Genomic DNA, 23,670 nt, shown 5'->3' on the forward strand with positions numbered 1-23,670 from the left:
ATGGCTTACGACGATCTTCGCTCCCTGCTCAGGGCCCTGGAGCGCGAGGGCGACCTCAAGCGCATCAAGGCCGAGGTGGACCCGTATCTGGAGGTCGGGGAGATCGTCGACCGGGTGCAGAAGGCCGGCGGTCCCGCGCTGCTCTTCGAGAACGTACGCGGGTCGGGCATGCCGCTGGCGATGAACGTGTACGGCACGGACCGGCGCCTGCTGAAGGCGCTGGGCCTGAAGTCGTACGCCGAGATCTCGGAGCGGATCGGCGGGCTGCTGAAGCCCGAGCTGCCGCACGGGTTCGTCGGCGTGCGCGAGGCCTTCGGGAAGCTCGGCGCGATGACGCACGTGCCGCCGAAGAAGGTCAAGGACGGGCCGGTGCAGGAGGTCGTCCTGACCGGGGACGACGTGGACCTGGAGCAGCTGCCCGCCCTGTTCACGTGGCCGAAGGACGGCGGCTCCTTCTTCAACCTGGGGCTCACGCACACCAAGGACCCGGAGACGGGCATCCGCAACCTCGGGCTGTACCGCCTCCAGCGCCACGACAAGCGCACGATCGGCATGCACTGGCAGATCCACAAGGACAGCCGCAACCACTACCAGGTGGCGGCCAGGCGCGGGGAACGGCTGCCCGTCGCCATCGCCTTCGGGTGTCCGCCCGCCGTGACGTACGCCTCCACCGCCCCGCTGCCCGGGGACATCGACGAGTACCTGTTCGCCGGGTTCCTCGCGGGCAAGCGGATCGAGATGGTCGACTGCAAGACCGTGCCGCTCCAGGTGCCCGCGCAGGCGGAGGTCGTCATCGAGGGCTGGCTGGAGCCGGGCGAGATGCTGCCGGAGGGCCCCTTCGGCGACCACACCGGCTTCTACACCCCGCAGGAGCCCTTCCCCGCCCTGAAGATCGACTGCGTGACGATGCGGAAGCGGCCGCTGCTTCAGTCGATCGTCGTAGGCAGGCCTCCGACGGAGGACGGACCGCTCGGTCGTGCGACGGAACGCTTCTTCCTGCCGCTGCTGAAGATCATCGTTCCGGACATCGTGGACTACCACCTGCCGGAGGCGGGCGGTTTCCACAACTGCGCGATCGTCTCGATCGACAAGAAGTACCCCAAGCACGCGCAGAAGGTCATGCACGCCGTCTGGGGCGCGCACATGATGTCGCTGACCAAGCTCATCGTGGTCGTCGACTCCGACTGCGACGTCCACGACCTGCACGAGGTCGCCTGGCGGGCGCTCGGCAACACGGACTACGCCCGCGACCTCAGCGTCGTCGAGGGACCCGTCGACCACCTCGACCACGCCTCCTACCAGCAGTTCTGGGGCGGCAAGGCCGGTATCGACGCGACGAAGAAGTGGCCCGAGGAGGGCTACACGCGCGACGGCGGCTGGCCCGACATGGTGGAGTCCGATCCGGAGACCGCGGCGAAGGTGGACCGCCGCTGGAAGGAGTACGGCCTGTGACTTCCGCTTCCGCCGCGATCCCCCAGCCGGGACGCACCAAGGCGTTCCTCCGGCTGGTGATGATCGAGCACTCGGTCTTCGCGCTGCCCTTCGCGTACATCGCCACGCTGACGGCCATGTTCCAGTGGGACAGGAACATCCACTGGGGCCGGCTGCTGCTGGTCACCGTCTGCATGGTCGGCCTGCGCACCTTCGCGATGGCGGTCAACCGGATCATCGACCGCGAGATCGACGCGCGGAACCCGCGCACGGCGCACCGCGAGCTGGTGACCGGCGCGATGTCAGTGAAGCACGCGTGGACGGGGGCCCTGATCGCCCTCGTCGTCTTCCTCGGCGCGGCGGCCCTGCTCAACCCGCTGTGCCTGGCGCTGGCGCCCATCGCGGTGATCCCGATGGTCGTCTATCCGTACGGCAAGCGGTTCACGAACTTCCCGCAGGCCATCCTGGGCCTCGCGCAGGCGATGGGCCCGGTCGGCGGCTGGCTGGCGGTCACGGGTTCCTGGTCCTGGGACGCGGTGCTCCTCGGCCTCGCCGTCGGCATCTGGATCGGCGGCTTCGACCTCATCTACGCCTGCCAGGACGTCGAGACCGACCGCGAGATCGGCGTCATGTCCGTCCCGGCGCGCTTCGGCATCCCGGCGGCGATCTGGGGCGCCCGGGTCTGCCACACCCTCACGACGGCCCTGTTCGTCTGGTACGCCCTGGCCACCGACGCCGGCGCCTTCTTCTGGCTGGGCCTGCTGATCATCGCCGCCGCGTTCCTCTACGAGCACACCATCGTCCGCCCCCACGACCTGTCCCGGGTCAACAGGGCGTTCTTCAGCGTCAACGGCTTCATCGGCATTGCCCTGTTCGTGTGTGCGCTGCTGGACCTGCTGGTGCGCGGCCTCACGGTGTGAGCGCGGGCGGCGTGGCCCGGCGGCGGAACACGAACGCCGCCGCCACGCCCGCAAGCAGGCCCAGCAGGTGGCCCTGCCAGCTCACGCCCGTCTGGGTGGGGGCGAGGCCCGCCAGGATGGAGCCGCCCCAGATCGCGGCGATCAGGATGCCGACCAGGACTCCCCAGGGACGGCGCTCGACGAAACCGCTGACCAGCAGGAAGCCGAAGAGGCCGAAGATCAGGCCGGAGGCGCCCGCGGTGTTGGTGTGGGCCGGGGCTATGAGCCAGACGCCCACGCCGTCGACGAGCACGATCAGCGCGCAGACCAGCAGGAAACGGCGCAGCCCCGCCAGCGCGGCGAGGAAGCCGAGGACCAGCAGCGGCACCGTGTTGGCGGCCAGATGGGCGAAGCCGAAGTGGATGAAGGCCGACGGGACGACGTCGACCAGCTCGGACGGGGTGCGCGGGGTGACGCCGAGGCCGTCCAGCGCGTGGCCGCTCAGCACGTCCACCACTTCCAGCAGCCACAGCACCGCGATCCAGGCCAGCATCAGCTGGCCCGCGGCCATCGCACGGCCGCCGCGTGACCAACCGGCTCCGACACCCGACATGGCGACCCCCAGCGCTCGCTCGTCCCCTCCGGGGAACGCCCGGCCCCCCTTGGCCGGTTCCCACCCTGTGACGCCGGATAGGCTCGGTGTTGTGAACCCAGTCAAGCCAGGCGAGACACCGCGTACGCCTTGGATCGTAGGGGTGTCCGGTGCCTCCGGCACCCCGTATGCCGCTGCCGTGCTGCGGGCGCTCCTCGCCGCCGGCGAGAGCGTCGACCTCGTGGTGTCCCGGGCCTCCCGGCTCACCCTGCTCGACGAGACCGGGATCTCCTTCCGGGACGCCCACTGGCGGGACGACCTGCGGGAATGGCTGTCCCGGGGCGCCGACGGCAAGCCGGACACCTTCTCCGTCGACATCGACGCCGTACGGCACTGGAGCGCCGGCGACCTGGCCGCCGGGCCCTCCTCGGGGTCGTACCCCACCAAGGGCATGCTGATCGTGCCCGCCTCGACCGCGAGCGTGGCCGGGGTCGCGCTCGGGCTGTCGAAGGACCTGTTGCAACGGGCGGCGAGCGTGACCCTGAAGGAGGGACGCAAGCTGATCGTGGCCGTGCGCGAGACCCCGCTGAACGGCCAGACCCTGCGGCACCTGGTCACCCTCGACGACGCGGGCGCGACCGTCGTACCCGCCTCACCCGCCTTCTACGCGGGCGCGACGCACATCCAGGACCTGGTGGACTTCGTCGCCGGACGCGTACTCGACTCGGCGGGCGTGCCGCACCGGCTGTACCGCCGTTGGCAAGGTGAGCTCGGCGGCGGATCACACCGCGCCGGCTGAGCCACACCCCCCGCACGGCACCTGTACGTCATCACAACCACAGACTTTTCAGACAACTTCAGCGGAAGGCTTCGATCGCAATGGACGCGGTGGACAGGCAGCTCATCCAGGCCCTGAGGGAGAACGGCCGGGCCTCCTACGCGGAGCTGGGACGCCTCGTCGGACTGTCGGGACCGAGCGTCACCGACCGCATCAACCGGCTGGAGGCGGCCGGTGTCATCACCGGCTACCGGGCCACCGTCGACGCCGCCTCGCTCGGCCTCGGTGTCACCGCCCTGATCGGCATCTCGCTCTCCGACGCCACCGACCACGAGGACGTGGCGCAGCGGCTGCGGGACCTCTCGGAGATCGAGGACTGCTGGTTCATCGCGGGCGACGACTCCTACATGCTCAAGGTGCGCGCGGAGAACGTGGACGGCCTGGAGAAGATCATCCGGCGGCTCAGCGGCACGAAGGGTGTGTCCCGGACGCGTACGACCATCGTGCTGTCCACCAAGTGGGAGAACCGGGTCGGGGAACTGCCCGAAGAGGTGTAGTCGTACGGTTGGGAAGTCGTCGTAGAAAGGTGTGGGCATGGATCTCGGGCTCAAGCGCGAGCTGGAGGAGAAGGTCAGGGCGGGTGTACGCCTGACCCGTGAGGACGGCATCGCGCTGTACGAGTCGGACGACCTGGCCTGGCTCGGCGGACTCGCACACGAGGTCCGCACGCGCAAGAACGGCGACGTCGTGCACTTCAACGTCAACCGTCACCTCAACATGACCAACGTGTGCACGGCCTCGTGCGCGTACTGCTCCTTCCAGCGCAAGCCGGGGGAGAAGGACGCGTACACGATGCGCATCGAGGAGGCCGTCAAGCTCGCGAAGGCGATGGAGGGCGAGAACCTCACCGAGCTGCACATCGTCAACGGGCTGCACCCGAACCTGCCGTGGCGCTACTACCCGCGCTCGCTGCGGGAGTTGAAGGCCGCGCTGCCGCACGTCTCGCTGAAGGCCTTCACGGCGACGGAGATCCACCACTTCGAGACCATCTCCGGGATGAGCGCGTCCGAGATCCTGGACGAGCTGATCGACGCGGGGCTGGAGTCGCTGACCGGCGGTGGCGCGGAGATCTTCGACTGGGAGGTCCGGCAGCACATCGTGGACCACCGCACCCACTGGGAGGACTGGTCGCGCATCCACCGGCTCGCGCACGAGAAGGGTCTGAAGACCCCGTGCACGATGCTGTACGGCCACATCGAGGAGCCGCGGCACCGGGTGGACCATGTGCTGCGGCTGCGTGAGCTCCAGGACGAGACCGGGGGTTTCCAGGTCTTCATCCCGCTGCGGTACCAGCACGACTTCGTCGACGTGCAGGACGGCAAGGTGCGCAACCGCCTTCAGGCGCGGACGCAGATGGCGACGGGGGCGGAGGCGCTGAAGACCTTCGCCGTGTCGCGGCTGCTGTTCGACAACGTGCCGCACGTGAAGGTCTTCTGGGTCATGCACGGTGTCCAGACCGCGCAGCTGGCCTTGCAGCACGGGGCGGACGACATGGACGGGTCCGTCGTCGAGTACAAGATCACGCATGACGCGGACAACTTCGGTACGCCGAACAAGCTGACCCGTGAGGACCTGCTGGACCTCATTCGCGATGCCGGGTTCCGGCCGGTGGAGCGGAATACGCGGTACGAGATCATTCGGGAGTATGAGGGGCCCGACCCTGAGCGTCGGGAGTCGCCGCAGCCTATGCGCGTGTGATTTCGGGTGCGGGTGCGCGGGGGCTGGTCGCGCAGTTCCCCGCGCCCCTGAGGTGGGTACTCGGCTGGCATGGTGAGCACCAGGGCGCCTGAGGACGCCTACACCGCCGAACCGTTCGTTCCTGGTCGCGGCGGGTTGCCCGCTCTGCGGCGGGCCGCCGCCGAGTGCCGGGGCTGCCCCCTGCACCGAAACGCCACCCAGACCGTTTTCGGGGACGGGGACAAGGACGCTCGCGTCATGCTCGTGGGGGAGCAGCCCGGGGATCAGGAGGACCGGCAGGGCAAGCCGTTCGTCGGGCCCGCCGGGCGGCTCCTGGACCGTGCGCTGGAGGAGGCGGGGATAGATCCCTCCGAGGCCTACGTCACCAACGCGGTCAAGCACTTCAAGTTCACCCAGGCCGAGCCGCGCAAGCGCCGGATCCACAAGGCGCCGACCCTGCGGGAGATGACCGCGTGCGGGCCCTGGCTGGCCGCGGAGCTCGCGGTCGTGGAGCCGGAGCTGATCGTCGTCCTGGGTGCCACCGCCGGGAAGGCGCTGCTCGGGTCCTCCTTCCGGGTCACGCAGGTGCGCGGCACGGTGCTGGAGGAGGAGATCCACGGCCGGCCGGAACGGCTGGTGCCGACGGTGCACCCGTCGTCGGTGCTGCGGGCGGACGACCGGGAGGCGGCGTACCGGGGGCTGCTGTCGGACCTGAAAGTGGCGGCGCGAGTACTGGCGTAATAGCTACAATCGCGCCATGCCCCTTACTTTCACTCTCGATCCTGCCGTCACGCCCGAGCTGCGCGACGGCATCCTCGACCTGTGGGCCGACGTCTCCAACGCCGGCGGGGCCGTCGGCTTCGTACCGCCGGTGACGCGGGACGACATCCGTCCCTCGCTGGTGCAGCACTTCGCGCTGATGGCGGAGGGGCGGGTCAGGCTGCTCGTCGGGCACGACGAGGAGGGGCGCGTCGCGGCGACCGCGTTCCTCACCCTCAACACGCACCACCTGATGACGCACTGGCTGTGGCTGTACACGGTGATGGTGCACCCGCGTCACCAGGGCCAGGGCTACGGGCGTGATCTGCTGGCCGCCGCCGCGGACGCGGCCCGTGGCCTCGACGGCATCGAGGCGATCCGCCTCTCCTGCCGGGGCGGTATCGGCCTGGAGCGCTTCTACGAGTCCTGCGGCTACAAGGAGGTCGGCCGCATCCCCGCCGCGATCCGCGTGGAGCCCGGTGACGACCGGGACGACGTCATCATGCTGCTGTCGCTCGCCTGAACCCCGCCTCGTACCCCCCTGCAAGATCGGCGCCCCGGCGTGCTTCACTGGACGGTGCCCCTTTGGGGGCGTTCTGGCCGTTCGAACCGGAAGAGTGGATTGAGATGCTCCGCTACACGCTGATGCGCCTCGGGATCTTCGCAGGCTGCCTCGTGGTCGTCTGGGGCCTCGTCTACTCCGGCCTCGCCCCGCGCGGCCTCGGCTCCAGCAACGGCCTGTGGATCGTCATGCTCGCCCTGCTGCTCTCCGCGCCGATCAGTTTCGTCGTGCTGCGCAAGGAGCGGGACCGGGCGTCCGTGCAGATCGTGCAGCGGGTGGACAAGTTGAAGGCCGGCATGGAGGCCAACCGCAGCCAGGAGGACGCCGCCGACGACACCTCCCGGGCGCAGGGCCAGACCCAGACCTCGTAAGGTCCCTCACCGGCGTACAGCGCCCCGTTTCCGTACTTGCTCGGAAACGGGGCGCTTTGTCATGTGTGGGTTGGGTCGCATTTCAGCCTGCCAAAGCCAGGCTTTGAGGTCCTCAAAGTTCAGGTGTTAAGGTCGTTGTCATGAAGTCAGCAGCCGCGCCCCCCATGCCCCTGAGCGTTCCGCTCGTGGCGCGCCTGCACGTGGATCTCTGTCGGTGCGCGTCCGCTACCTGTCGTCCCTGACGTAACGCAACCCCCGTCGTCTCCCACGTCAGTCCCTACGCGTCCCTCAACGGAGCCATTCCGTGTCCTCACACACGAAATCCTTCAAGGTGCCCTTCTGGGCCCAGATCATCGCCGGTCTCGTCCTGGGTGTGCTGCTCGGCTGGCTCGCCCGCAGCCAGGACCTGTCCTGGCTCGTCACCGCCCTGGAGAAGGTCGGCGACACCTTCATCGGCCTGCTGAAGCTCGCCGTCGCCCCGCTCGTCTTCTTCGCGATCCTGGTCTCGATCACCAACCTGCGGAAGGTCAACAACGCGGCCCGTCTGGCCTCGCGCACCCTCCTGTGGTTCATGGCCACCTCGCTGATCGCGGTGAGCATCGGCCTGGTCATCGGCCTGCTCACCAACCCGGGCGCCGGCACCGGTCTCACCCCCAAGGACGGTGCCAAGCCCGAGGACACCGGCTCCTGGATCGACTTCCTGACCGGCATCGTGCCGACCGACGTCATCACGCCGTTCACCGAGCTGAACGTGTTGCAGATCGTCTTCATGGCCGCCGTCGCCGGTATCGCCGCCCTCCAGCTCGGTGAGAGGGCCCAGCCGATCCTCGCCCTCAGCGAGTCCGTCCTCGAACTGCTCCAGAAGGCGCTGTGGTGGGTCATCCGGCTCGCCCCGCTCGGCACCGTCGGCCTCATCGGCAACGCCATCGCCACCTACGGCTGGGACCTGATCGGCAAGTACGCGACGTTCACCGCCGACATCTACGTCGGCTGCCTGATCGTGCTGTTCGGCGTCTACCCGGCGCTGCTCGCGACCGTCGCCAAGGCCAACCCGGTCCAGTTCTTCAGGGGCGCCTGGCCCGCGATCCAGCTCGCCTTCGTCTCCCGCTCGTCCGTGGGCACGATGCCGCTCACCCAGAAGGTCACCGAGCGGCTCGGCGTGCCGAGGGAGTACGCGTCCTTCGCGGTGCCGTTCGGCGCGACGACCAAGATGGACGGCTGCGCCGCGATCTACCCGGCCATCGCCGCGATCTTCGTCGCCCAGATCTTCGACATCCAGCTCGGTGTCGGCGACTACCTGCTGATCGCGTTCGTCTCGGTGGTCGGCTCCGCCGCCACGGCCGGTCTCACCGGCGCGACGGTCATGCTGACCCTCACCCTCTCCACCCTCGGCCTGCCGATGGAGGGCGTGGGCCTGCTCCTCGCGATCGACCCGATCCTCGACATGATCCGCACCGCGACCAACGTCGCCGGTCAGGCCCTCATCCCGGTCCTGGTCTCCGCCCGCGAGAACCTGCTCGACCGCGAGGCCTACGCCACGGCCGACGGCTCCTCCCTGGACGAGCCGCGCGAGGCGCGGCCCGAGCAGGTCCCCGCCGCGGCCTGACACGCCGACGCCCCCCGGCCCCCTCCTCCGGTTTCCCGTCCGGGGGCCGGCCGGGGGGACCGTACGCTAAGCGGTATGGGTGCCGTGAAGACCAAGCGGATGCCGCGTGCGGTCCGTGAACAGCAGATGCTGGACGCCGCCGTGCAGATCTTCGGACAACGGGGGTACATGGCCGCGTCGATGGACGAGATAGCCGAACTCGCGGGTGTGTCCAAGCCGTTGGTCTACCTGTACCTGAACTCCAAGGAAGACCTCTTCACCGCCTGCATCCGCCGCGAGGCCAAGGCACTCGTCGAGGCCGTGCGGGCCGGTGTCCGGCCCGATCTGCCCGCCGACCGGCAACTCTGGGAAGGACTCGGCGCGTTCTTCGCGCACACCGCGCGCAACCCGGACGCCTGGTCGGTCCTGCACCTCCAGGCCCGTACGCACGGCGAGCCCTTCGCCTCCGAAGTCGCCGCGATGCGCGAGGAGATCGTCGCGTTCGTGACACAGCTGATCCTCGCCGCCGCACGTGAGGCACACCGCGACCCCGACCTGCCCGAGCGCGAGGTCGCCGGTCTCGCCGAGGCCCTGGTCGGCGCCGCCGAGTCGCTCGCCGCCTGGGCCAACGCCACCCCGGGTGTCACGGCCCGCCAGGCCGCGGCCACGATGATGAACTTCGCCTGGGCGGGGCTGGGCGACCTCATGGCGGGGCGGCCTTGGTCACCGCCGGAGGAGCGGGCAGGGACTCAGGCGGAGGAGCAGGCGGGCACTCAGGTGGGGTAGACGTCCCCCGTCAGGTGTATCCGGTCCTCCCGGCCCCGCAGTTCGAACCGGCCGTCCCGCGCCGCGTACGTCACCGTCCCGGGCAGCAGGACCGGTGCCCGGAACCGCGCGCGTACGTGGCAGGAGTCCGGCGTGCCGTGTGCGGCGAGGCAGCGGGCGACGGTCCACATCCCGTGGGCGATGGCCCGGGGGAAGCCGAACAGGCGGGCGGTGAGCGGGTGGAGGTGGATCGGGTTGCGGTCGCCGGACGACGCCGCGTACCGCCGTCCGACGTCCTCGGCGAGCCGCCACTCGGCCACGGCCGGCAGCGGCTTGCGCACCTCCTCCGGGACAGCTTCGGCGGGCCGTCGCGTGCGGTGCCGGGCGAGGTACGTGCTCCTCGACTCCCATACGACGGCCCCGCCCTCCCGCACCTCGGTGACGACGGTCGCCTCAGTGCCCCGCCGGTGGGCCGCCAGCCCCTCGACGCCCACCGTGAGTTCGTACGCCCCGGTGGCCGGCATCACCCGGTGCCGGGTGATCGTGATCGACGTGTGGACGAGCCCCAGCAGCGGCAGCGGAAAGTCCCGGCCGCTCATCAGCCGCATGGCCAGCGGGAATCCCAGCACGTGCGGATACGTCGGCGGCAGCGCGTCGTCCCCGGTCGGGAACCCGCAGACCCGCTCGTACGCCGCCAGCCGTGCGAGGTCGACGCGCAGAGCGGGCAGGACGAGCCGGGTGCGCGGGAACCGCGCGTCGGGGGCCGGGCGTTTGAAGGGGGACAGCAGGGCACCGCGTGCGAGGAGCGGCGCGAGGGAGGGGGACCCGGTGAGGACGAGAGCGGCGTCGGCCATCACGCCCCCAGCAGGCTCTGGCCGCATACGCGGACGACCTGCCCGTTGACCGCGCCCGAGGCGGGGTGCGCGAGCCAGGCGGTGGTCTCGGCCACATCGACCGGCAGACCGCCCTGCGCGAGGGAGTTCATGCGGCGGCCCGCCTCGCGGATGAACAGCGGGACGGCGGCCGTCATCTTCGTCTCGATGAAGCCCGGCGCGACCGCGTTGACCGTCACCCCGTGCTCGGCGAGCGCACGCGGCGCGAGGGAGCGGACCAGGCCGACGATGCCCGCCTTGCTCGCCCCGTAGTTGGTCTGGCCCGCGTTGCCGGCGATGCCCGCGATCGAGGCGGTCGCCACGATCCGGCCACCCCGGTTCAGCGTCCCGGCCTTCAGCAGCGCGTCCGTCGTGCGCAGCACGCTCGCCAGGTTCACCTCCAGCACCGGCATCCAGCGCTCGGCGGGCATGTTCACCAGACGCCGGTCGCGCGTGATGCCCGCGTTGTGGATCAGCAGGTCCAGGCCGTCCGGCAGGGCCTCGGCGATCCGCGCGCCCGCGTCGGCTGCCGTGATGTCGAGGAGCAGCGCGGTGCCGCCGAGCCGGTCGGCGACGCGCCGGGCGTCCTGCTCGGCCTGCGGCACGTCGAGGACGACGACCCGCGCCCCGTCCCGGGCGAGCGTCTCGGCGACGGCCTCGCCGATGCCGCGCGCGGCACCGGTGACCAGGGCGGTGCGGCCGGCCAGGGGGCGGCCCCGGTCGACGGGGGCGGCGGGCTCGTCGTTCGGGGCGGTCTCGCCCGACCCCGTCTCATCCGCCCCGACCTCGATCACCTGGCCGCTCACATATGCCGACTTGGGCGACAGCAGGAAACGGAGGGTGGATTCCGCGGCTGGTGCGTCCGTGAGCCGGACCAGGTTCGCGGTCCTGCCCCGGCCGATCTCCTTGCCCAGGGAGCGCGTGAAGCCCTCCAGGGCCTGCTGGGCTGCGGCCTGGTGATGGTCGGCGGGGTCGAGCGGCGCGCCGAGCACGACCACGCGCCCGCTCGCCGTGACCGACCGCACGACCGGGTGCAGGGCAGCGTGCACCTCGGCGAGCCCCTCGACGTCCCGCACCCCGCTCGCGTCCAGCACGACGGCCGCCGCCCGGCCGGAGCCGGCCGGGCCGATCCCCGTGCGGGCGAGTACCGGCGCCAGGTCGAGGCCGGACCTGCCTGCGGTGAGGTGGCGCAGGCCGCCGTCGAGGGCGGGCCGCTCGGGGGACCAGCGGGTCAGCGCCGCGGGCTGGGGCAGGCCGAGCCGGCGGGTGAGGAAGCGGCCGGGCCCGGTGGCGGTGAAGCTCAGATAGCGGTCGGCCATGGCGACTCCCAGCTCGGATGACTGCTCACACTTGCTTACTCTGGAGTAAGGTTACCGGAGGTAAGGCTACGTCACAGGCGAGGAGCGGTCGAGATGAGCCCCCAGAAGATGTCGGTGCGGCGCGTGGCGGTCGTCGGCGGAGCGCGCATCCCGTTCGCCCGCTCCGACGGCCCGTACGCCACCGCCTCCAACCAGCAGATGCTCACCGCCGCCCTCGACGGTCTGGTGGAGCGGTACGGGCTCCAGGAGCCGGGCGCGGTCGGCGAGTTCGTCGCCGGCGCGGTCCTCAAGCACAGCCGCGACTTCAACCTGGCCCGCGAGACGGTCCTCGGCTCGAAGCTGCACCCGGCCACCCCCGCCTACGACATCCAGCAGGCCTGCGGCACCGGACTCCAGGCCGTCATCGCCGCCGCCAACAAGATCACCCTCGGCCAGACCGAGTCGGCGGTCGCGGGCGGCGCCGACACGGCGAGCGACGCGCCCCTGGGCGTCAACGACTCCCTGCGCCGCATCCTGCTTCAGGCCCGCCGGGCGAAGTCTCTGGGCGGCCGCGTGAAGGCCCTGGCGAAGGTGCGCCCGGGCCACCTCGTCCCCGACATCCCGCGCAACGCCGAGCCGCGCACCGGCCTGTCCATGGGCGAACACGCCGCCGTCACCGCCCGCGCCCGGGGCATCGGCCGCGCGGCGCAGGACGAGCTGGCGGCGGTCAGCCACCAGCGGCTGGCGGCGGCGTACGAACGAGGCTTCTTCCAGGACCTGGTGATCCCCTTCCGCGGCCTGGCCCGCGACCAGAACCTGCGCCCCGGGTCGACCACGGAGAAACTCGCCTCCCTGAAGCCGGTGTTCGGCCTCGACCACCCCGACCCGACCATGACGGCGGGCAACTCCACACCGCTGACGGACGGGGCGGCGACCGTGCTGCTGGCGAGCGAGGAGTGGGCCCGCGAGCGCGGCCTGGAGCCGCTGGCGTATCTCACCGCGTACGAGACGGCGGCCGTCGACTTCGTCGGCGGAGACGTCACCGGAGGCGAGGACGGGCTGCTCATGGCGCCCGCGTACGCGGTCCCGCGCATGCTGGAGCGTGCCGGACTCGGCCTGGCCGACTTCGACCTGGTGGAGATCCACGAGGCCTTCGCCTCCCAGGTGCTCGCGACGCTCGCGGCCTGGGAGAAGCGGGGCCTGGGCACGGTGGACCGCGCCCGGCTGAACGTCGCCGGCTCGTCCCTCGCCACCGGCCACCCCTTCGCCGCCACCGGCGCCCGGATCGTGGCGACCCTGGCCAAGCTGCTCGCCGAACGCGACGCACCCGCCCGCGGGTTGATCTCCATCTGCGCGGCGGGCGGACAGGGGGTGACGGCCATCCTGGAGCGGGCCTGACAGCGGTGGCGAGCCGAACCTGAAGGACGCTCAAGTAACCCCCGAGAATGCACAGGCCTGGCTCCGGACCATCCCCGAACCCGCACAAACCCGCCACGCAAGGCCCGTACGATCCCGTTCCTACCGGCAGTAACCCCTTTCTGGGGATTCAACCGGTTGAGCGCCTCGGCGTGCGAGGCACGTACGTATCGCAGCAAGCAGTTCCTTCGCTGCGCGCCCCAGGAGCCGCCCGTGTCCACTGTCCATCCCTCCTCCGCCTACGGTGACATGTACGGCGGACCGGTCCTGGTCGAGCCCGAGACACGGCGGCTCGACGGGGCGGTGCGAGAGGCGTCCGTGCCGCCGCTGGCGCCGCCGTGGACCCACGGGTCGCTCGCCGACCTGCCGTTCGACAACGCGAGCGCCAACCCGGACGGCGTGGCGCTCAGCCGCAAGGACGCCGAGGGGCACTGGAGCGACGTCACGGCGGCGCACTTCGCCGGCCAGGTGCTGGCCGTCGCGAAAGGGCTGATAGCCGAAGGGCTGATGCCCGGCGACCGGATCGCCGTGATGGCCCGCACCATCTACGAGTGGACGGTCCTGGACTTCGCGGCCTGGGCGGCCGGTCTGGTCACCGTCCCCGTCTATCCCACCTCCTCCGTCTTCCAGGCCCGCTGGATCCTCCAGGACTCCGGCGCGGTCGCCCTCGTCACCGAATTCGCCGGTCAGGCCGCCGCACTCGGCCCGGAGCGCGAACGCCTGCCCGACCTGAAGCACATGTGGGTCGTGGAGAAGGGCCACGTGGACCGGCTCGCCGAAGCCGGCGCCCACCTCTCCGACCAGGAGGTGGAGGTGCGGCGCGGCATGCTGGGCCCCGACACCCTCGCCACCCTCATATACACCTCGGGCACCACGGGCCGCCCCAAGGGCTGCGCGCTCACCCACGGCAACTTCTTCGCCGAGGTCGACAACGCGATCGAGCTCCTCTACCCCGTCTTCCGGGCCAAGACCAGCGAAGAGGCCTCGGTCCTGCTGTTCCTGCCCATGTCCCACGTCTTCGGGCGCATGGTGGCGATCGCCTGCGTCCGCGCCCGCGTACGGCTGGGCCACGCGCCGAGCATCAAGGCGGAGAACCTGCTCCCGGACCTGGCGAGCTTCCGGCCGACCTGTCTGCTCGCCATCCCGTACATGCTGGAGAAGGTCTTCAACTCGGCCCGCGCCAAGGCCGAGGCGGCCGGCCGGGTGACGTCCTTCGACCGCGCGGCGGCGGTGGCACAGCGCTACGGCGAGGCCATGGAGGCCCAGCAGACGGGCACCGGCCCCGGCCCCTCCCGCGCGCTGAAGACCGCCCGGGTCTTCTACGACCCCCTGGTCTACCGCCGTATCCGCAACGCCATGGGCGGCAGGGTCCGCTACGCCATCTGCGGTGGCTCCCCGCTGGGCCGCCGTCTCGCCGCGTTCTACGCCGGAGCCGGCATCGAGATCTTCGAGGGCTACGGCCTGACGGAGACCACCGGCGCGTCGACCGTCACCCCGCCCCTGAAACCCCGCCTGGGCACGGTCGGCTGGCCCCTGCCCGGCACCCGGGTCCGCATCGCCGCCGACGGCGAGATCCTCCTCGCCGGCGACCACGTCCTGCGCGGCTACTGGGACCCCCAGGCCGGCGGTGTCGTACCCGCCGCCCCCGACGGCTGGCTCGCCACCGGCGACATCGGCGAACTGGACGACGAGGGCTACCTGACGATCACCGGCCGCAAGAAGGAACTGCTGATCACCGCGGGCGGCAAGAGCGTCGCCCCGGCACCCCTGGAGAACTGGCTGCGCTCGCACCCGCTGATCTCCCAGTGCATGGTCCTGGGCGACGGCCGTCCCTTCGTCTCGGCGCTGATCACCCTCGACCCGGACGGCATCACCCACTGGCGCCAGATGAACGGCAAACACCCGGTACCGCCCAAACTCCTCGTCGACGACGAGGAACTCCGCTCCGTCATCCAGCGCGCCGTCGACGAGGCCAACAAGATGGTCTCCCGCCCGGAATCCATCCGCCGCTTCGCGATCCTGCCCGAGGACTTCACCGAGGAGGCGGGCCACCTCACCCCGTCGATGAAGCTCCGCCGCGAGGCGGTGATGCGCTCCTTCGCGGCGGAAGTGGAGGCTCTGTACACACGGTGAGGCACCTTTGCGATCTCTTCACACGGGGTTCTTGACGCCACAAGGCGTCTGCACGTTGGCTTTCTAGCCACCTCGTCGCGATGCTCCCCCATCGGAAGGCACCACCAGTGAAAGCGCGTACCACCCGTCGGCCCGCTGTGCGTCACCTCTCCATAGCCCTGGCGGTCACCGTGTCGGCCCTGTCCCTCACCGCCTGCGGAGGCGGCGGGAGCGACGACTCCGCGGGCGTGAAGAAGGGCAACGACATCACGGTGGGCCTGCTGCTGCCCGACCGGGACACGGCACGCTTCGAGAAGTTCGACTACCCCCTGATCAAGGAGGAGGTCGCCTCCCTCACCGATGACCAGGGCAAGGTCAAGTACGCCAACGCCGAGGCGAGCGTGTCCAGACAGAGCGAGCAGTTCCAGCAGATGATCGACGACAAGGTCGACGTCATCCTGGTGGACGCGCTGAACTCCAAGACGATCGCCTCGGACGTGAAGAAGGCCAAGGCCGCCGGCATCCCGGTCATCGCCTACGACCGGCTCGCCGAGGGCCCGATCGACGCGTACGTCTCCCACGACAACGAACTCGTCGGGCAGGTGCAGGGCCGCGCCATCGTCGGGGAGCTCGGCGACAAGGCCGAGAAGAGCAAGGTCGTCATGATGAACGGCGACCCCGCCGACCCCAACACGGCACGGTTCAAGACCGGCGCGCTCAGCGAGCTCCAAGGCGCGGTCGACATCGTCCAGCAGTACGACACCAAGGAGTGGAAGCCCTCGATCGCCAAGGCGAACATGAAGAAGGCGATCCAGACCGTCGGACTGAACAACATCGCCGCCGTCTACTCCGCCAACGACGGCATGGCGGGCGCCGTCATCGAGGCGCTGGAGGAGGCGGGCGCCTCCAGGATCCCGCCGGTGACCGGACAGGACGCCAACCTGGACGCGGTGCAGCGCATCGTGTCGGGGGAGCAGTACATGACTGTGTACAAGTCGTTCCTGCTGGAGGCGACGAACGCCGCGAAGATCGCGGTGGCCAAGGTCCAGGGCCGCTCGATCGAGTTCGCCGCGCTGACCCGGGAGACGGTCGACAGCCCCACGGCGAAGGACATCCCGGCGATGCTGGTGCCGGTGGTCGCCCTCACCAAGGACAACATCAAGGAGACGGTGATCACGGACGGGGTCTACACCGTCAAGGACATCTGCACAGCGAAGTACAAGGCGGACTGCGCGGCGATCGGCCTCGACTAGAACGTCCAACGGGGCATCACGGCCTGGCTCTTGACTTCGCGAGGTGCCCGCGCGACATTCCCCACCCCTTGAGGTGTCCCGTCGCGCTGGAGACGTCATGACCACTGACATGAACGCCGCACCGCCCGCTGCTTCCGGTCCTGGTTCCCCTCCCGCTTCCCCTTCTGCTTCCCCTTCCGGCGCTCCTTCCCGGAGACGAGTGCTGGCCGGCGCCGCGGGGGCCGGCCTCGCCGTCGCCGCCGGAGTGCAACGGGGCGCCCACGCCGCCGACTTACCCCCGCTCGGCACGTACGACGTCGTCGTCATCGGCTCCGGCGCGGCCGGGATGACCGCCGCGCTGACCGCCGCCGGGCAGGGGCTGAGCTGCGTCGTCGTGGAGAAGGCCCCGACCTTCGGCGGCTCCACCGCCCGCTCCGGTGCCGGGATCTGGATCCCGAACAACCCGGTGATCCTCGCGGCCGGCGTCCCCGACACCCCGGCCGAGGCCGCCGCCTACCTCGCCGCCGTCGTCGGCCCGGAGGTCCCCGCCGACCGGCAGCGGGCCTTCCTCACCCACGGCCCGGCGGCGATCTCCTACGTCATGGCCCACAGCCCCCTGCGCTTCCGCTGGATGGAGGGCTACAGCGACTACTACCCCGAACTGCCCGGCGGCCTGGCGAACGGCCGCTCCATCGAGCCCGACCAGCTCGACGGCAGGATCCTCGGCGCCGAGCTGGCCCGCCTGAACCCGCCGTACATGGACGTTCCCGCCGGCATGGTGGTCTTCAGCGCGGACTACAAGTGGCTGGCTCTGGCCGCGGTGAACGCCAAGGGGGCGGCCGTGGCGGCACAGTGCCTGGCGCGCGGGACGGCGGCGGCCCTGCGCGGCGAGAAGCCGCTGACCATGGGCCAGTCGCTGGCGGCCGGCCTGCGCGCGGGACTGCGGTCGGCCGGGGTGCCGGTGTGGCTGAACACGCCCTTGACGGACCTGCACGTCGAGAACGGCACGGTCACCGGAGCCGTGGTCGCCCGCGACGGCGCCCCCGGCCTGATCCGCGCCCGCCGGGGCGTGATCGTAGGCTCCGGCGGCTTCGAGCACAACGCGGCGATGCGCGACCGCTACCAGCGACAGCCCATCGGCACGGACTGGACGGTCGGCGCCAAGGAGAACACCGGCGACGGGATCCGGGCGGGGGAGCGGCTCGGCGCGGCGCTCGACCTGATGGACGACGCCTGGTGGGGCCCGGCGATCCCGGTCCCGGGCCAGCCGTACTTCTGCCTCGCCGAACGCACCCTGCCCGGCGGCCTGCTGGTCAACGGGTCGGGCAGGCGCTTCGTCAACGAGGCCGCGCCGTACAGCGACGTCGTCCACACCATGTACGACGTCCACGACACGGACCCGGCCATCCCGTCCTGGCTGATCGTCGACCAGAACTACCGCAACCGGTACCTCTTCAAGGACGTCCTGCCGACCCTGCCCTTCCCCGACGACTGGTACGACTCGGGCGCCGCGCACAAGGCCTGGACCCTGGACGCCCTGGCCACGTCGATCGGCGTCCCGCCGGCGGCCCTGCGTACCACGGTCGACCGCTTCAACTCCCAGGCACGGCGGGGCGAGGACCCCGACTTCCACCGCGGCGACAGCGCCTACGACCACTACTACACGGACCCGTCGGTCCTCCCGAACCCCTGCCTGGCCCCCCTCCGGCTCCCCCCGTTCCACGCCTTCCGCATCGTCCCCGGCGACCTCGGCACGAAGGGCGGCATGCGCACGGACGCCCGGGCCCGCGTCCTGCGCCCCGACGGCTCGGTGATCCCGGGCCTGTACGCGGCGGGCAACGCCAGCGCGGCGGTGATGGGCCGCAGTTACGCGGGCGCGGGCTCGACCATCGGGCCGGCCATGACGTTCGGGTACATCGCGGCGAGGGATGCCGCGGGGGTGTTGTAGGGGGCCGGGGGCAGCTAGGAAATCGGCTCCGGCGGCTTGCGGGCCACCAGGCACGCCTGGCGGACCGGCTCCCCGAGTGCCTCGTCGGGCTCCCGGACGGTACGGGAGCGCAGGATGAAACCGGCGGCTTCCAGCAGGGCGGCGATCCGCTCCGGCTGCCGCCGCCGGAAGTCCAGCGCCACCTGGTGCCCGAACGGCTCCTCGTGGCGGCGGGGTTCGTCGCCGACCTGGAAGCCGAGGAGCAGATGCCCTCCGGGCCGCAGGACGCGGCCGAACTCGGCGAAGACGTCCGGCAGCCGGTCGAGCGGGGTGTGGATGGTCGAGTACCAGGAGACGACGCCGTCGAGCGAGCCGTCGGGCAGGTCCAGCTCCAGCATCGAGCCCTGCTCGAACCGCAGACCGGGATTCTCCCGCCGGGCGATCGCGAGCATCGACTCCGACAGGTCCAGCCCGAACACGGACAGCCCCCGTGACGCCAGGTACCCCGTCACCCGCCCGGGCCCGCACCCGAGGTCGGCGACCTCGCCCCCCTCACCCACGAGCTCCGTGAAGCCGTACAGCAGTCCAAGGTCCAACGGCATGGCAACGGGCGGGTCACTGAAGTGGGCGGCGTAGTCCTCCGCCACGGCGTCGTAGAAGACACGGGTCTCGGTCAGGAAGTCGGCTTCGGTCATGGCCCCGACCATATTGCGAGGGACTGACACCGCCGGCGCGCGTGCCGCGTAGGCCGTTCCCGCGGTGCTGCTGCGTAGGCCCGTCGCCCCGGTCCTTCTGCGTAGGCCGTTCCCGCGGTGCTGCTGCGCAGGCTCGTCGCCCCGGTCCTTCTGCGTAGGCCGTTCCCGCGGTGCTGCTGCGTAGGCTCGTCGCCCCGGTCCTTCTGCGTAGGCCGTTCCCGCGGTGCTGCTGCGTAGGCTCGTCGCCCCGGTCCTTCTGCGTAGGCCGTTCCCGCGGTGCTGCTGCGCAGGCTCGTCGCCCCGGTCCTTCTGCGTAGGCCGTTCCCGCGGTCCTGCTGCGCAGGCGCGTCCCCCAGTCCTACTGCGCAGGCCCGTCCCCGCGGTCCTCGTCCGCCCGTCGTCCCCCGAGCCCGGCCCCCGCGCCGATCGCCGTGCCCAGGCCGAGGCCCAGGGCCAGGCCCAGGCCGATGTTGTCGAAGACGGTCAGAGCGAGGACGACTCCCACCGCCGTGCCGATGGACAGGCCGAGGGACAGGCCCGATGCCAGGCGCTTGTCCGCGGGGGCGGGGGTGTCGCCGGTTTCCCCGTCGTTCTCCGGGTCTGTCTGCATCCGGGCATCCTCCCATGCCCCACGGGCAGAATTCGCCGGAAATTCACCGGGGCGTAAGGGAGGGCGTAAGGAGGTAAGGAGAGGGGCGCAAGAGGGCCGCAAGAGGAGAAAAGGCAGGAGCCCCGCCGCCTGACGGCGCGGGGCTCCTTGGGTACTACTGATCAGACCGGCGTGACGTTCTCAGCCTGCGGGCCCTTCGGGCCCTGCGTGACGTCGAAAGACACCTGCTGGTTCTCCTCGAGAGAGCGGAAGCCGCTCGCGTTGATCGCGGAGTAGTGGACGAAGACGTCGGGGCCGCCGCCCTCCTGGGCGATGAAACCAAAGCCCTTTTCGGCGTTGAACCACTTCACGGTTCCGGTAGCCATAAGCCCTCCTTGGGCCCAAAAGGGTTGCCCTGCTCCAGAACCAGCAAGTGTGAAGATGAATTCTGCACAACTGCATACGTCTGAGAATGACGAGAGCCCGCGGTCACATGCTCCGCAGGCTCTGTACTGCAAGGGAAACCAAACTGCAACTTGCGATGAGCCTAGCACGCAGTCCCCGGAATGCAATAGGGGTCAAGATCACGTCACCCGAATGTTTGAACCGCCTCCGCCGACTGGCGGTGAAGGCGCCGCCCGCCGGTCACGAGCCCACCGCGGGGCCGGGCGCGGGCCCGTAGGCCAAGAGGGCTAGCCTCACGATGTGGACAATCCTCGCACCCGGCCGCGCGTCGGCCACATCCAGTTCCTGAACTGCCTGCCCCTGTACTGGGGGCTCGCCAGAACGGGCACGCTCCTCGACTTCGAGCTCACGAAGGACACCCCGGAGAAGCTCAGCGAGAAGCTGGTGCAGGGCGAGCTCGACATCGCCCCGATCACCCTGGTCGAGTTCCTCAAGCACGCCGACCAACTGGTCGCCTTCCCCGACATCGCCGTCGGCTGCGACGGCCCGGTCATGTCCTGCGTGATCGTCTCGCAGGTCCCGCTGGACCGGCTGGACGGCGCCCGCGTGGCCCTCGGCTCGACCTCCCGCACCTCCGTCCGCCTCGCCCAGCTGCTCCTCGCCGAGCGCTACGGCGTACGGCCCGAGTACTACACGTGCCCGCCCGACCTCAGCCTGATGATGCGGGAGGCCGAGGCGGCCGTCCTCATCGGTGACGCGGCGCTGCGCGCGAACATGCTCGACGGCCCGCGCTTCGGCCTGGACGTGCACGACCTGGGCCAGCTGTGGAAGGAGTGGACCGGGCTGCCGTTCGTCTTCGCCGTCTGGGCGGCACGCCGCGACTACCTGGAGCGCGAGCCGGTCCTCACGCGCAAGGTGCACGAGGCCTTCCTCGCCTCCCGCAACCTCTCCCTGGAAGAGGTCGACAAGGTCGCCGAGCAGGCCGCCCGCTGGGAGGACTTCGACGAGAAGACCCTCGCCCAGTACTTCACGACGCTCGACTTCCGCTTCGGCGGCCCGCAGCTGGAGGCGGTCGCCGAGTTCGCCCGGCGCGTCGGCCCGACGACCGGCTTCCCCGCGGACGTGAAGGTGGACCTGCTCCAGCCATGAGCGGGCCGGCGCTCCCGCACTACTCTGCTGTGGGAGCGCGTACGGGGGCCGGCGAGGCCTGCGGGCGCCTACGGGGGAGGGGTGACGCCATGCGGCCGCTCGAAGTCGACGAACCCACCGTCGTGGGGCACTACCGGCTGCTCGGCCGGCTGGGCTCCGGCGGCATGGGCCGGGTCTACCTGGGCCGCAGCGCCGGCGGCCGCACGGTCGCGGTGAAGATCGTCCACCCGCACTTCGCCCTGGACGAGGAGTTCCGGGCCCGCTTCCGCCGCGAGGTCGACGCCGCCCGACGCGTCGGCGGCGCCTGGACGGCACCCGTCCTGGACGCCGACCCGGACGCGCGGGTGCCCTGGGTGGCGACGGCGTACGCGGCGGGCCCCTCGCTGTCGGCCGCGGTCGCCGAGGGCGGCGCGCTGCCGGCCCACACCGTACGGGTGCTGGGGGCGGGGCTGGCCGAGGCGCTGACGGCGGTGCACGAGCTGGGCCTGGTCCACCGGGACGTGAAGCCGTCGAACGTACTGCTCACGCTCGACGGGCCGCTGCTGATCGACTTCGGCATCGCGCGGGCCACGGACGGTACGGCGTCCCTGACGTCCACGGGCGTGTCGATCGGCTCGCCCGGCTACATGTCGCCCGAGCAGATCCTCGGCAAGGGCGTCACGGGCGCCGCGGACGTCTTCTCGCTCGGGGCGGTCCTGGCGTACGCGGCGACCGGCGAGCCGCCGTTCCCCGGCGACTCATCGGCGTCCCTGCTCTACAAGGTCGTCCACGAGGAGCCGGAACTCGGCGGCCTGGACGGGCAGTTGCGCGAGCTCACGGCGGCCTGCCTGACGAAGGACCCAGGCGCACGGCCCGTACCCGCCGAGGTGGCCCGGCAACTGGCTCCCGACGGCGCGGCCCGGCTGGTGGCGGGCGGGTGGCTGCCGGGGGCACTGGTGGAGCAGGTCAGCCGGAGCGCCGTGCAGTTGCTGAACCTGGAGGCGACGGGTTCGCAGGGCGTGGGGCTGTCGGGGCCGGTCGGTTTCAGCAGCCCGTCGGTGGCCGCGGCCGAGGCGGAGGACCAGGCGCCGGCAGTAGGGACACCGGGTAGGGGTACGGGTCCGGCGCAGGCAGCAGAGCCACCGGGTACGGGTACGGCGCAAACAGCAGGGCCACCGGGTACGGGTACGGGCACGGCCGGAGCCGCGAGCGCCGGCGTGTTCGGGCCACCCCCGGTGATGCCCCCGCCCACGGGCCCCTCCGCCGCCGTACCCGCACCCCGGGACGGCGACCCGCAGAACACCACCGCGCCCGCCGACCGCCGCCCCGGCAAGATCTCCGTCTCCGTGGCGGCCACGTCCGCGCCGGAGGACGGCGGGCGGGTGCGGAGGCTGAGCTGCACCGTGGCGCTGGCGGTCGCCGGGGCGATGGCGGCCGTGACGATCGGCTCGGTGTTCGTCTTCGACCTGCTGCCGGACCGGACCTCCGACGACGACACGAGCGACTCCGGCGCGGGCCCCGGCTCCCCACCCGCGGCGACCGCGAGCTCCGCCCCTTCTCCTTCCTTGTCCCCTTCCGGTGCGGTACCCGCCGCCTACCTCGGCACCTGGGAGGGCCAGGGCAGCGCCCTCGACGGCAGGCTGCCCCTCGGCACGTTCCGGATCACCGTCGAACGGGCCGCCGTCGGCCAGGAGTTGGGCCGCCTGCGCCAGACCGACCAGATCGGCGGCGTCTGCGTCGACGTACTGACCCTGAAGCAGGTGACGAAGAAGGAGCTCGTCGCGACGTCGGTCGGCGCGAAGACCAACCACGGCGGCTGCAACCCGGCCCCCACGACCGTGCGCCTCACGCCGGTGGGTGACGATCTCCAGTACCGGTCGGAGAGCGAGGACTCGGGTCGTCCTCGGGCTCGGATGTCGAAGGTGCGGTAGCGGAGGACCGGCCGCCGTACTTGAAGAACAGGGTGATCAGCAGCGCGGCCGCGGCGAGGGTGGCGACGAGACCGACGACCCACAGGTACGGATAGTGCACGTGCACCCAGCAGGGCCCGCCCTCGCGGTAGCAGTCGTAGTCCCAGTTGCGGCGCCGCTTGGGCCGTGTGGTCGTCATGATCACCCCGGCGACGAGGTACCCCGCCGCCAGCCCGGGCAGCGAGGCGGCAGCCCAGGCCAGCGAACGTGACTTGCTCTTCTTCCAGTCCATCCGGGTCAGGGGCCCGACCCAGGCGAGGAAGACCAGCGGTACCAGGGCCCCCACAGTGGCGGCGAAGGCGTACGCGCCGCCGGGCCACGCGGGCGCGAGGCCGCCCCAGAGGTCATGGCCCCAGTACGTTTCGAAGAGCACCAGCGGCGTGATCAGAGCGGCGAAACCGACGAGAATCGCACAGCCCCCCCCCAGACAACTCCAGTCCCGCTTCTCGGGCTGTTCGGCGGCGGCCCGCCCCGGCCGGTGCTCGTACCGCAGCGCGGCCCCCGCCGCCTTCCTCCGCTTCGGCTTCGCCGACCCCCTGGACAACGC

General features: G+C 71.1%; 24 protein-coding genes. 17 read left to right on the plus strand and 7 right to left on the minus strand.

Annotated features, from left to right (window positions below; translation table 11 throughout):
- The gene (locus QC385_RS07195) at positions 1-1,452 is read left to right on the plus strand and encodes a menaquinone biosynthesis decarboxylase (protein WP_086841276.1); all 1,452 of its coding nucleotides are present in this window, start codon (positions 1-3) and stop codon (positions 1,450-1,452) included.
- Positions 1,449-2,351 carry a menaquinone biosynthesis prenyltransferase MqnP gene (mqnP, locus tag QC385_RS07200; protein WP_279540438.1) on the plus strand — a complete coding sequence of 301 codons (903 nt, stop codon included), beginning with the start codon at positions 1,449-1,451 and terminating at the stop codon, positions 2,349-2,351. The genes QC385_RS07195 and mqnP overlap by 4 nt, the downstream gene beginning before the upstream one ends.
- On the opposite strand, the gene QC385_RS07205 is transcribed toward mqnP, so the two are convergent.
- The gene (locus QC385_RS07205; RefSeq protein WP_279540439.1) at positions 2,341-2,943 is read right to left on the minus strand and encodes a rhomboid family intramembrane serine protease; all 603 of its coding nucleotides are present in this window, start codon (positions 2,941-2,943) and stop codon (positions 2,341-2,343) included. The two genes, mqnP and QC385_RS07205, sit on opposite strands and share 11 nt — an antisense overlap.
- A gap of 91 nt (positions 2,944-3,034) precedes the next feature.
- On the opposite strand from QC385_RS07205, the gene QC385_RS07210 reads away from it, so the two are divergent.
- The 9 genes from QC385_RS07210 (at position 3,035) to QC385_RS07245 (ending at position 9,500) form a co-directional block, all read left to right on the plus strand.
- Positions 3,035-3,721: a UbiX family flavin prenyltransferase gene (locus QC385_RS07210; protein WP_279540440.1), complete on the plus strand. Its 687-nt coding sequence runs from the start codon at positions 3,035-3,037 to the stop codon at positions 3,719-3,721.
- Between the two features lie 80 nt (positions 3,722-3,801).
- Entirely contained in the window at positions 3,802-4,257 is a 456-nt protein-coding gene (locus tag QC385_RS07215) for an Lrp/AsnC family transcriptional regulator (RefSeq protein ID WP_020270479.1), read from the plus strand.
- 37 nt (positions 4,258-4,294) lie between these two features.
- A complete protein-coding gene (mqnE, locus tag QC385_RS07220; protein WP_279540441.1) occupies positions 4,295-5,458 on the plus strand; it encodes an aminofutalosine synthase MqnE in 1,164 nt (387 codons plus the stop codon).
- Between the two features lie 69 nt (positions 5,459-5,527).
- Positions 5,528-6,178 carry a UdgX family uracil-DNA binding protein gene (locus tag QC385_RS07225; RefSeq protein ID WP_279540442.1) on the plus strand — a complete coding sequence of 217 codons (651 nt, stop codon included), beginning with the start codon at positions 5,528-5,530 and terminating at the stop codon, positions 6,176-6,178.
- Positions 6,179-6,194: 16 nt separating this feature from the next.
- On the plus strand, positions 6,195-6,719 hold the full coding sequence (locus QC385_RS07230; protein WP_279540443.1) for a GNAT family N-acetyltransferase: 525 nt from the start codon (positions 6,195-6,197) through the stop codon (positions 6,717-6,719).
- 104 nt (positions 6,720-6,823) lie between these two features.
- Positions 6,824-7,129, plus strand: a complete 306-nt coding sequence (locus QC385_RS07235; RefSeq protein ID WP_279540444.1) for a DUF4229 domain-containing protein — start codon at positions 6,824-6,826, stop codon at positions 7,127-7,129.
- A gap of 164 nt (positions 7,130-7,293) precedes the next feature.
- Positions 7,294-7,371 carry a putative leader peptide gene (locus QC385_RS43955; protein ID WP_330219385.1) on the plus strand — a complete coding sequence of 26 codons (78 nt, stop codon included), beginning with the start codon at positions 7,294-7,296 and terminating at the stop codon, positions 7,369-7,371.
- A gap of 62 nt (positions 7,372-7,433) precedes the next feature.
- Complete coding sequence (locus QC385_RS07240) at positions 7,434-8,735, plus strand: dicarboxylate/amino acid:cation symporter (RefSeq protein ID WP_279540445.1); 1,302 nt, start codon at positions 7,434-7,436, stop codon at positions 8,733-8,735.
- Positions 8,736-8,810: 75 nt separating this feature from the next.
- Positions 8,811-9,500: a TetR/AcrR family transcriptional regulator gene (locus QC385_RS07245; RefSeq protein WP_279540446.1), complete on the plus strand. Its 690-nt coding sequence runs from the start codon at positions 8,811-8,813 to the stop codon at positions 9,498-9,500.
- On the opposite strand, the gene QC385_RS07250 is transcribed toward QC385_RS07245, so the two are convergent.
- Both QC385_RS07250 and QC385_RS07255 read right to left on the minus strand, forming a co-directional pair.
- Positions 9,488-10,333: a MaoC family dehydratase gene (locus tag QC385_RS07250; RefSeq protein ID WP_279540447.1), complete on the minus strand. Its 846-nt coding sequence runs from the start codon at positions 10,331-10,333 to the stop codon at positions 9,488-9,490. The two genes, QC385_RS07245 and QC385_RS07250, sit on opposite strands and share 13 nt — an antisense overlap.
- Entirely contained in the window at positions 10,333-11,670 is a 1,338-nt protein-coding gene (locus QC385_RS07255) for a 3-oxoacyl-ACP reductase (protein WP_279540448.1), read from the minus strand. Before QC385_RS07255 ends, QC385_RS07250 begins: the two co-directional genes overlap by 1 nt.
- Positions 11,671-11,763: 93 nt before the next feature.
- Between QC385_RS07255 and QC385_RS07260 the strand changes: the two genes are divergently transcribed.
- The 4 genes from QC385_RS07260 to kstD all read left to right on the plus strand — a co-directional run bounded on the left by QC385_RS07260 (position 11,764) and on the right by kstD (position 18,357).
- Positions 11,764-13,047: an acetyl-CoA C-acetyltransferase gene (locus tag QC385_RS07260; RefSeq protein WP_279540449.1), complete on the plus strand. Its 1,284-nt coding sequence runs from the start codon at positions 11,764-11,766 to the stop codon at positions 13,045-13,047.
- A 267-nt stretch (positions 13,048-13,314) separates the two neighbouring features.
- Positions 13,315-15,198, plus strand: a complete 1,884-nt coding sequence (locus tag QC385_RS07265; protein WP_279540798.1) for an AMP-dependent synthetase/ligase — start codon at positions 13,315-13,317, stop codon at positions 15,196-15,198.
- An 80-nt stretch (positions 15,199-15,278) separates the two neighbouring features.
- Positions 15,279-16,430 (plus strand): sugar ABC transporter substrate-binding protein, encoded by a 1,152-nt coding sequence (locus QC385_RS07270; RefSeq protein ID WP_443032852.1) that lies wholly within the window; start codon positions 15,279-15,281, stop codon positions 16,428-16,430.
- 199 nt (positions 16,431-16,629) lie between these two features.
- Positions 16,630-18,357, plus strand: coding sequence for a 3-oxosteroid 1-dehydrogenase (gene kstD / locus QC385_RS07275; RefSeq protein ID WP_279540451.1), 1,728 nt, complete (start codon positions 16,630-16,632; stop codon positions 18,355-18,357).
- A 14-nt stretch (positions 18,358-18,371) separates the two neighbouring features.
- On the opposite strand, the gene QC385_RS07280 is transcribed toward kstD, so the two are convergent.
- The 3 genes from QC385_RS07280 to QC385_RS07290 form a co-directional block, all read right to left on the minus strand.
- Positions 18,372-19,031, minus strand: a complete 660-nt coding sequence (locus QC385_RS07280) for a class I SAM-dependent methyltransferase (protein WP_279540452.1) — start codon at positions 19,029-19,031, stop codon at positions 18,372-18,374.
- A gap of 358 nt (positions 19,032-19,389) precedes the next feature.
- Entirely contained in the window at positions 19,390-19,641 is a 252-nt protein-coding gene (locus QC385_RS07285; RefSeq protein ID WP_279540453.1) for a hypothetical protein, read from the minus strand.
- Positions 19,642-19,802: 161 nt separating this feature from the next.
- On the minus strand, positions 19,803-20,006 hold the full coding sequence (locus tag QC385_RS07290) for a cold-shock protein (protein WP_003992177.1): 204 nt from the start codon (positions 20,004-20,006) through the stop codon (positions 19,803-19,805).
- Positions 20,007-20,325: 319 nt separating this feature from the next.
- Here QC385_RS07290 and QC385_RS07295 point away from each other — a divergent pair, with 319 nt between their 5' ends.
- Positions 20,326-21,174 carry a menaquinone biosynthetic enzyme MqnA/MqnD family protein gene (locus QC385_RS07295; protein ID WP_279540454.1) on the plus strand — a complete coding sequence of 283 codons (849 nt, stop codon included), beginning with the start codon at positions 20,326-20,328 and terminating at the stop codon, positions 21,172-21,174.
- A gap of 89 nt (positions 21,175-21,263) precedes the next feature.
- Complete coding sequence (locus QC385_RS07300) at positions 21,264-23,084, plus strand: serine/threonine-protein kinase (RefSeq protein ID WP_279540455.1); 1,821 nt, start codon at positions 21,264-21,266, stop codon at positions 23,082-23,084.
- Here the strand turns inward: QC385_RS07300 and QC385_RS07305 are convergent.
- Entirely contained in the window at positions 22,999-23,667 is a 669-nt protein-coding gene (locus tag QC385_RS07305; protein ID WP_279540456.1) for a hypothetical protein, read from the minus strand. The two genes, QC385_RS07300 and QC385_RS07305, sit on opposite strands and share 86 nt — an antisense overlap.
- Between the last annotated feature and the right edge of the window lie 3 nt (positions 23,668-23,670).

The organism is Streptomyces sp. DH10, assembly GCF_029813805.1.
In the GTDB taxonomy this organism is placed as follows: Bacteria; Actinomycetota; Actinomycetes; order Streptomycetales; family Streptomycetaceae; genus Streptomyces; species Streptomyces coeruleofuscus.

What these genes read in the sequence shown, in the direction of transcription:
- QC385_RS07270 (WP_443032852.1), top strand. Translation starts at nt 15,279, where the DNA reads ATGCTCCCCCATCGGAAGGCACCACCAGTGAAAGCGCGTACCACCCGT.
- QC385_RS07290 (WP_003992177.1), bottom strand. Translation starts at nt 20,006, where the DNA reads ATGGCTACCGGAACCGTGAAGTGGTTCAACGCCGAAAAGGGCTTTGGT.
- QC385_RS07235 (WP_279540444.1), top strand. Translation starts at nt 6,824, where the DNA reads ATGCTCCGCTACACGCTGATGCGCCTCGGGATCTTCGCAGGCTGCCTC.
- QC385_RS07300 (WP_279540455.1), top strand. Translation starts at nt 21,264, where the DNA reads ATGCGGCCGCTCGAAGTCGACGAACCCACCGTCGTGGGGCACTACCGG.
- QC385_RS07245 (WP_279540446.1), top strand. Translation starts at nt 8,811, where the DNA reads ATGGGTGCCGTGAAGACCAAGCGGATGCCGCGTGCGGTCCGTGAACAG.
- QC385_RS07285 (WP_279540453.1), bottom strand. Translation starts at nt 19,641, where the DNA reads ATGCAGACAGACCCGGAGAACGACGGGGAAACCGGCGACACCCCCGCC.
- QC385_RS07280 (WP_279540452.1), bottom strand. Translation starts at nt 19,031, where the DNA reads ATGACCGAAGCCGACTTCCTGACCGAGACCCGTGTCTTCTACGACGCC.
- QC385_RS07225 (WP_279540442.1), top strand. Translation starts at nt 5,528, where the DNA reads ATGGTGAGCACCAGGGCGCCTGAGGACGCCTACACCGCCGAACCGTTC.
- QC385_RS07205 (WP_279540439.1), bottom strand. Translation starts at nt 2,943, where the DNA reads ATGTCGGGTGTCGGAGCCGGTTGGTCACGCGGCGGCCGTGCGATGGCC.
- mqnE (WP_279540441.1), top strand. Translation starts at nt 4,295, where the DNA reads ATGGATCTCGGGCTCAAGCGCGAGCTGGAGGAGAAGGTCAGGGCGGGT.
- QC385_RS07195 (WP_086841276.1), top strand. Translation starts at nt 1, where the DNA reads ATGGCTTACGACGATCTTCGCTCCCTGCTCAGGGCCCTGGAGCGCGAG.
- QC385_RS07260 (WP_279540449.1), top strand. Translation starts at nt 11,764, where the DNA reads ATGAGCCCCCAGAAGATGTCGGTGCGGCGCGTGGCGGTCGTCGGCGGA.
- QC385_RS07250 (WP_279540447.1), bottom strand. Translation starts at nt 10,333, where the DNA reads ATGGCCGACGCCGCTCTCGTCCTCACCGGGTCCCCCTCCCTCGCGCCG.
- QC385_RS43955 (WP_330219385.1), top strand. Translation starts at nt 7,294, where the DNA reads ATGCCCCTGAGCGTTCCGCTCGTGGCGCGCCTGCACGTGGATCTCTGT.
- QC385_RS07215 (WP_020270479.1), top strand. Translation starts at nt 3,802, where the DNA reads ATGGACGCGGTGGACAGGCAGCTCATCCAGGCCCTGAGGGAGAACGGC.
- QC385_RS07265 (WP_279540798.1), top strand. Translation starts at nt 13,315, where the DNA reads ATGTACGGCGGACCGGTCCTGGTCGAGCCCGAGACACGGCGGCTCGAC.
- QC385_RS07230 (WP_279540443.1), top strand. Translation starts at nt 6,195, where the DNA reads ATGCCCCTTACTTTCACTCTCGATCCTGCCGTCACGCCCGAGCTGCGC.
- QC385_RS07255 (WP_279540448.1), bottom strand. Translation starts at nt 11,670, where the DNA reads ATGGCCGACCGCTATCTGAGCTTCACCGCCACCGGGCCCGGCCGCTTC.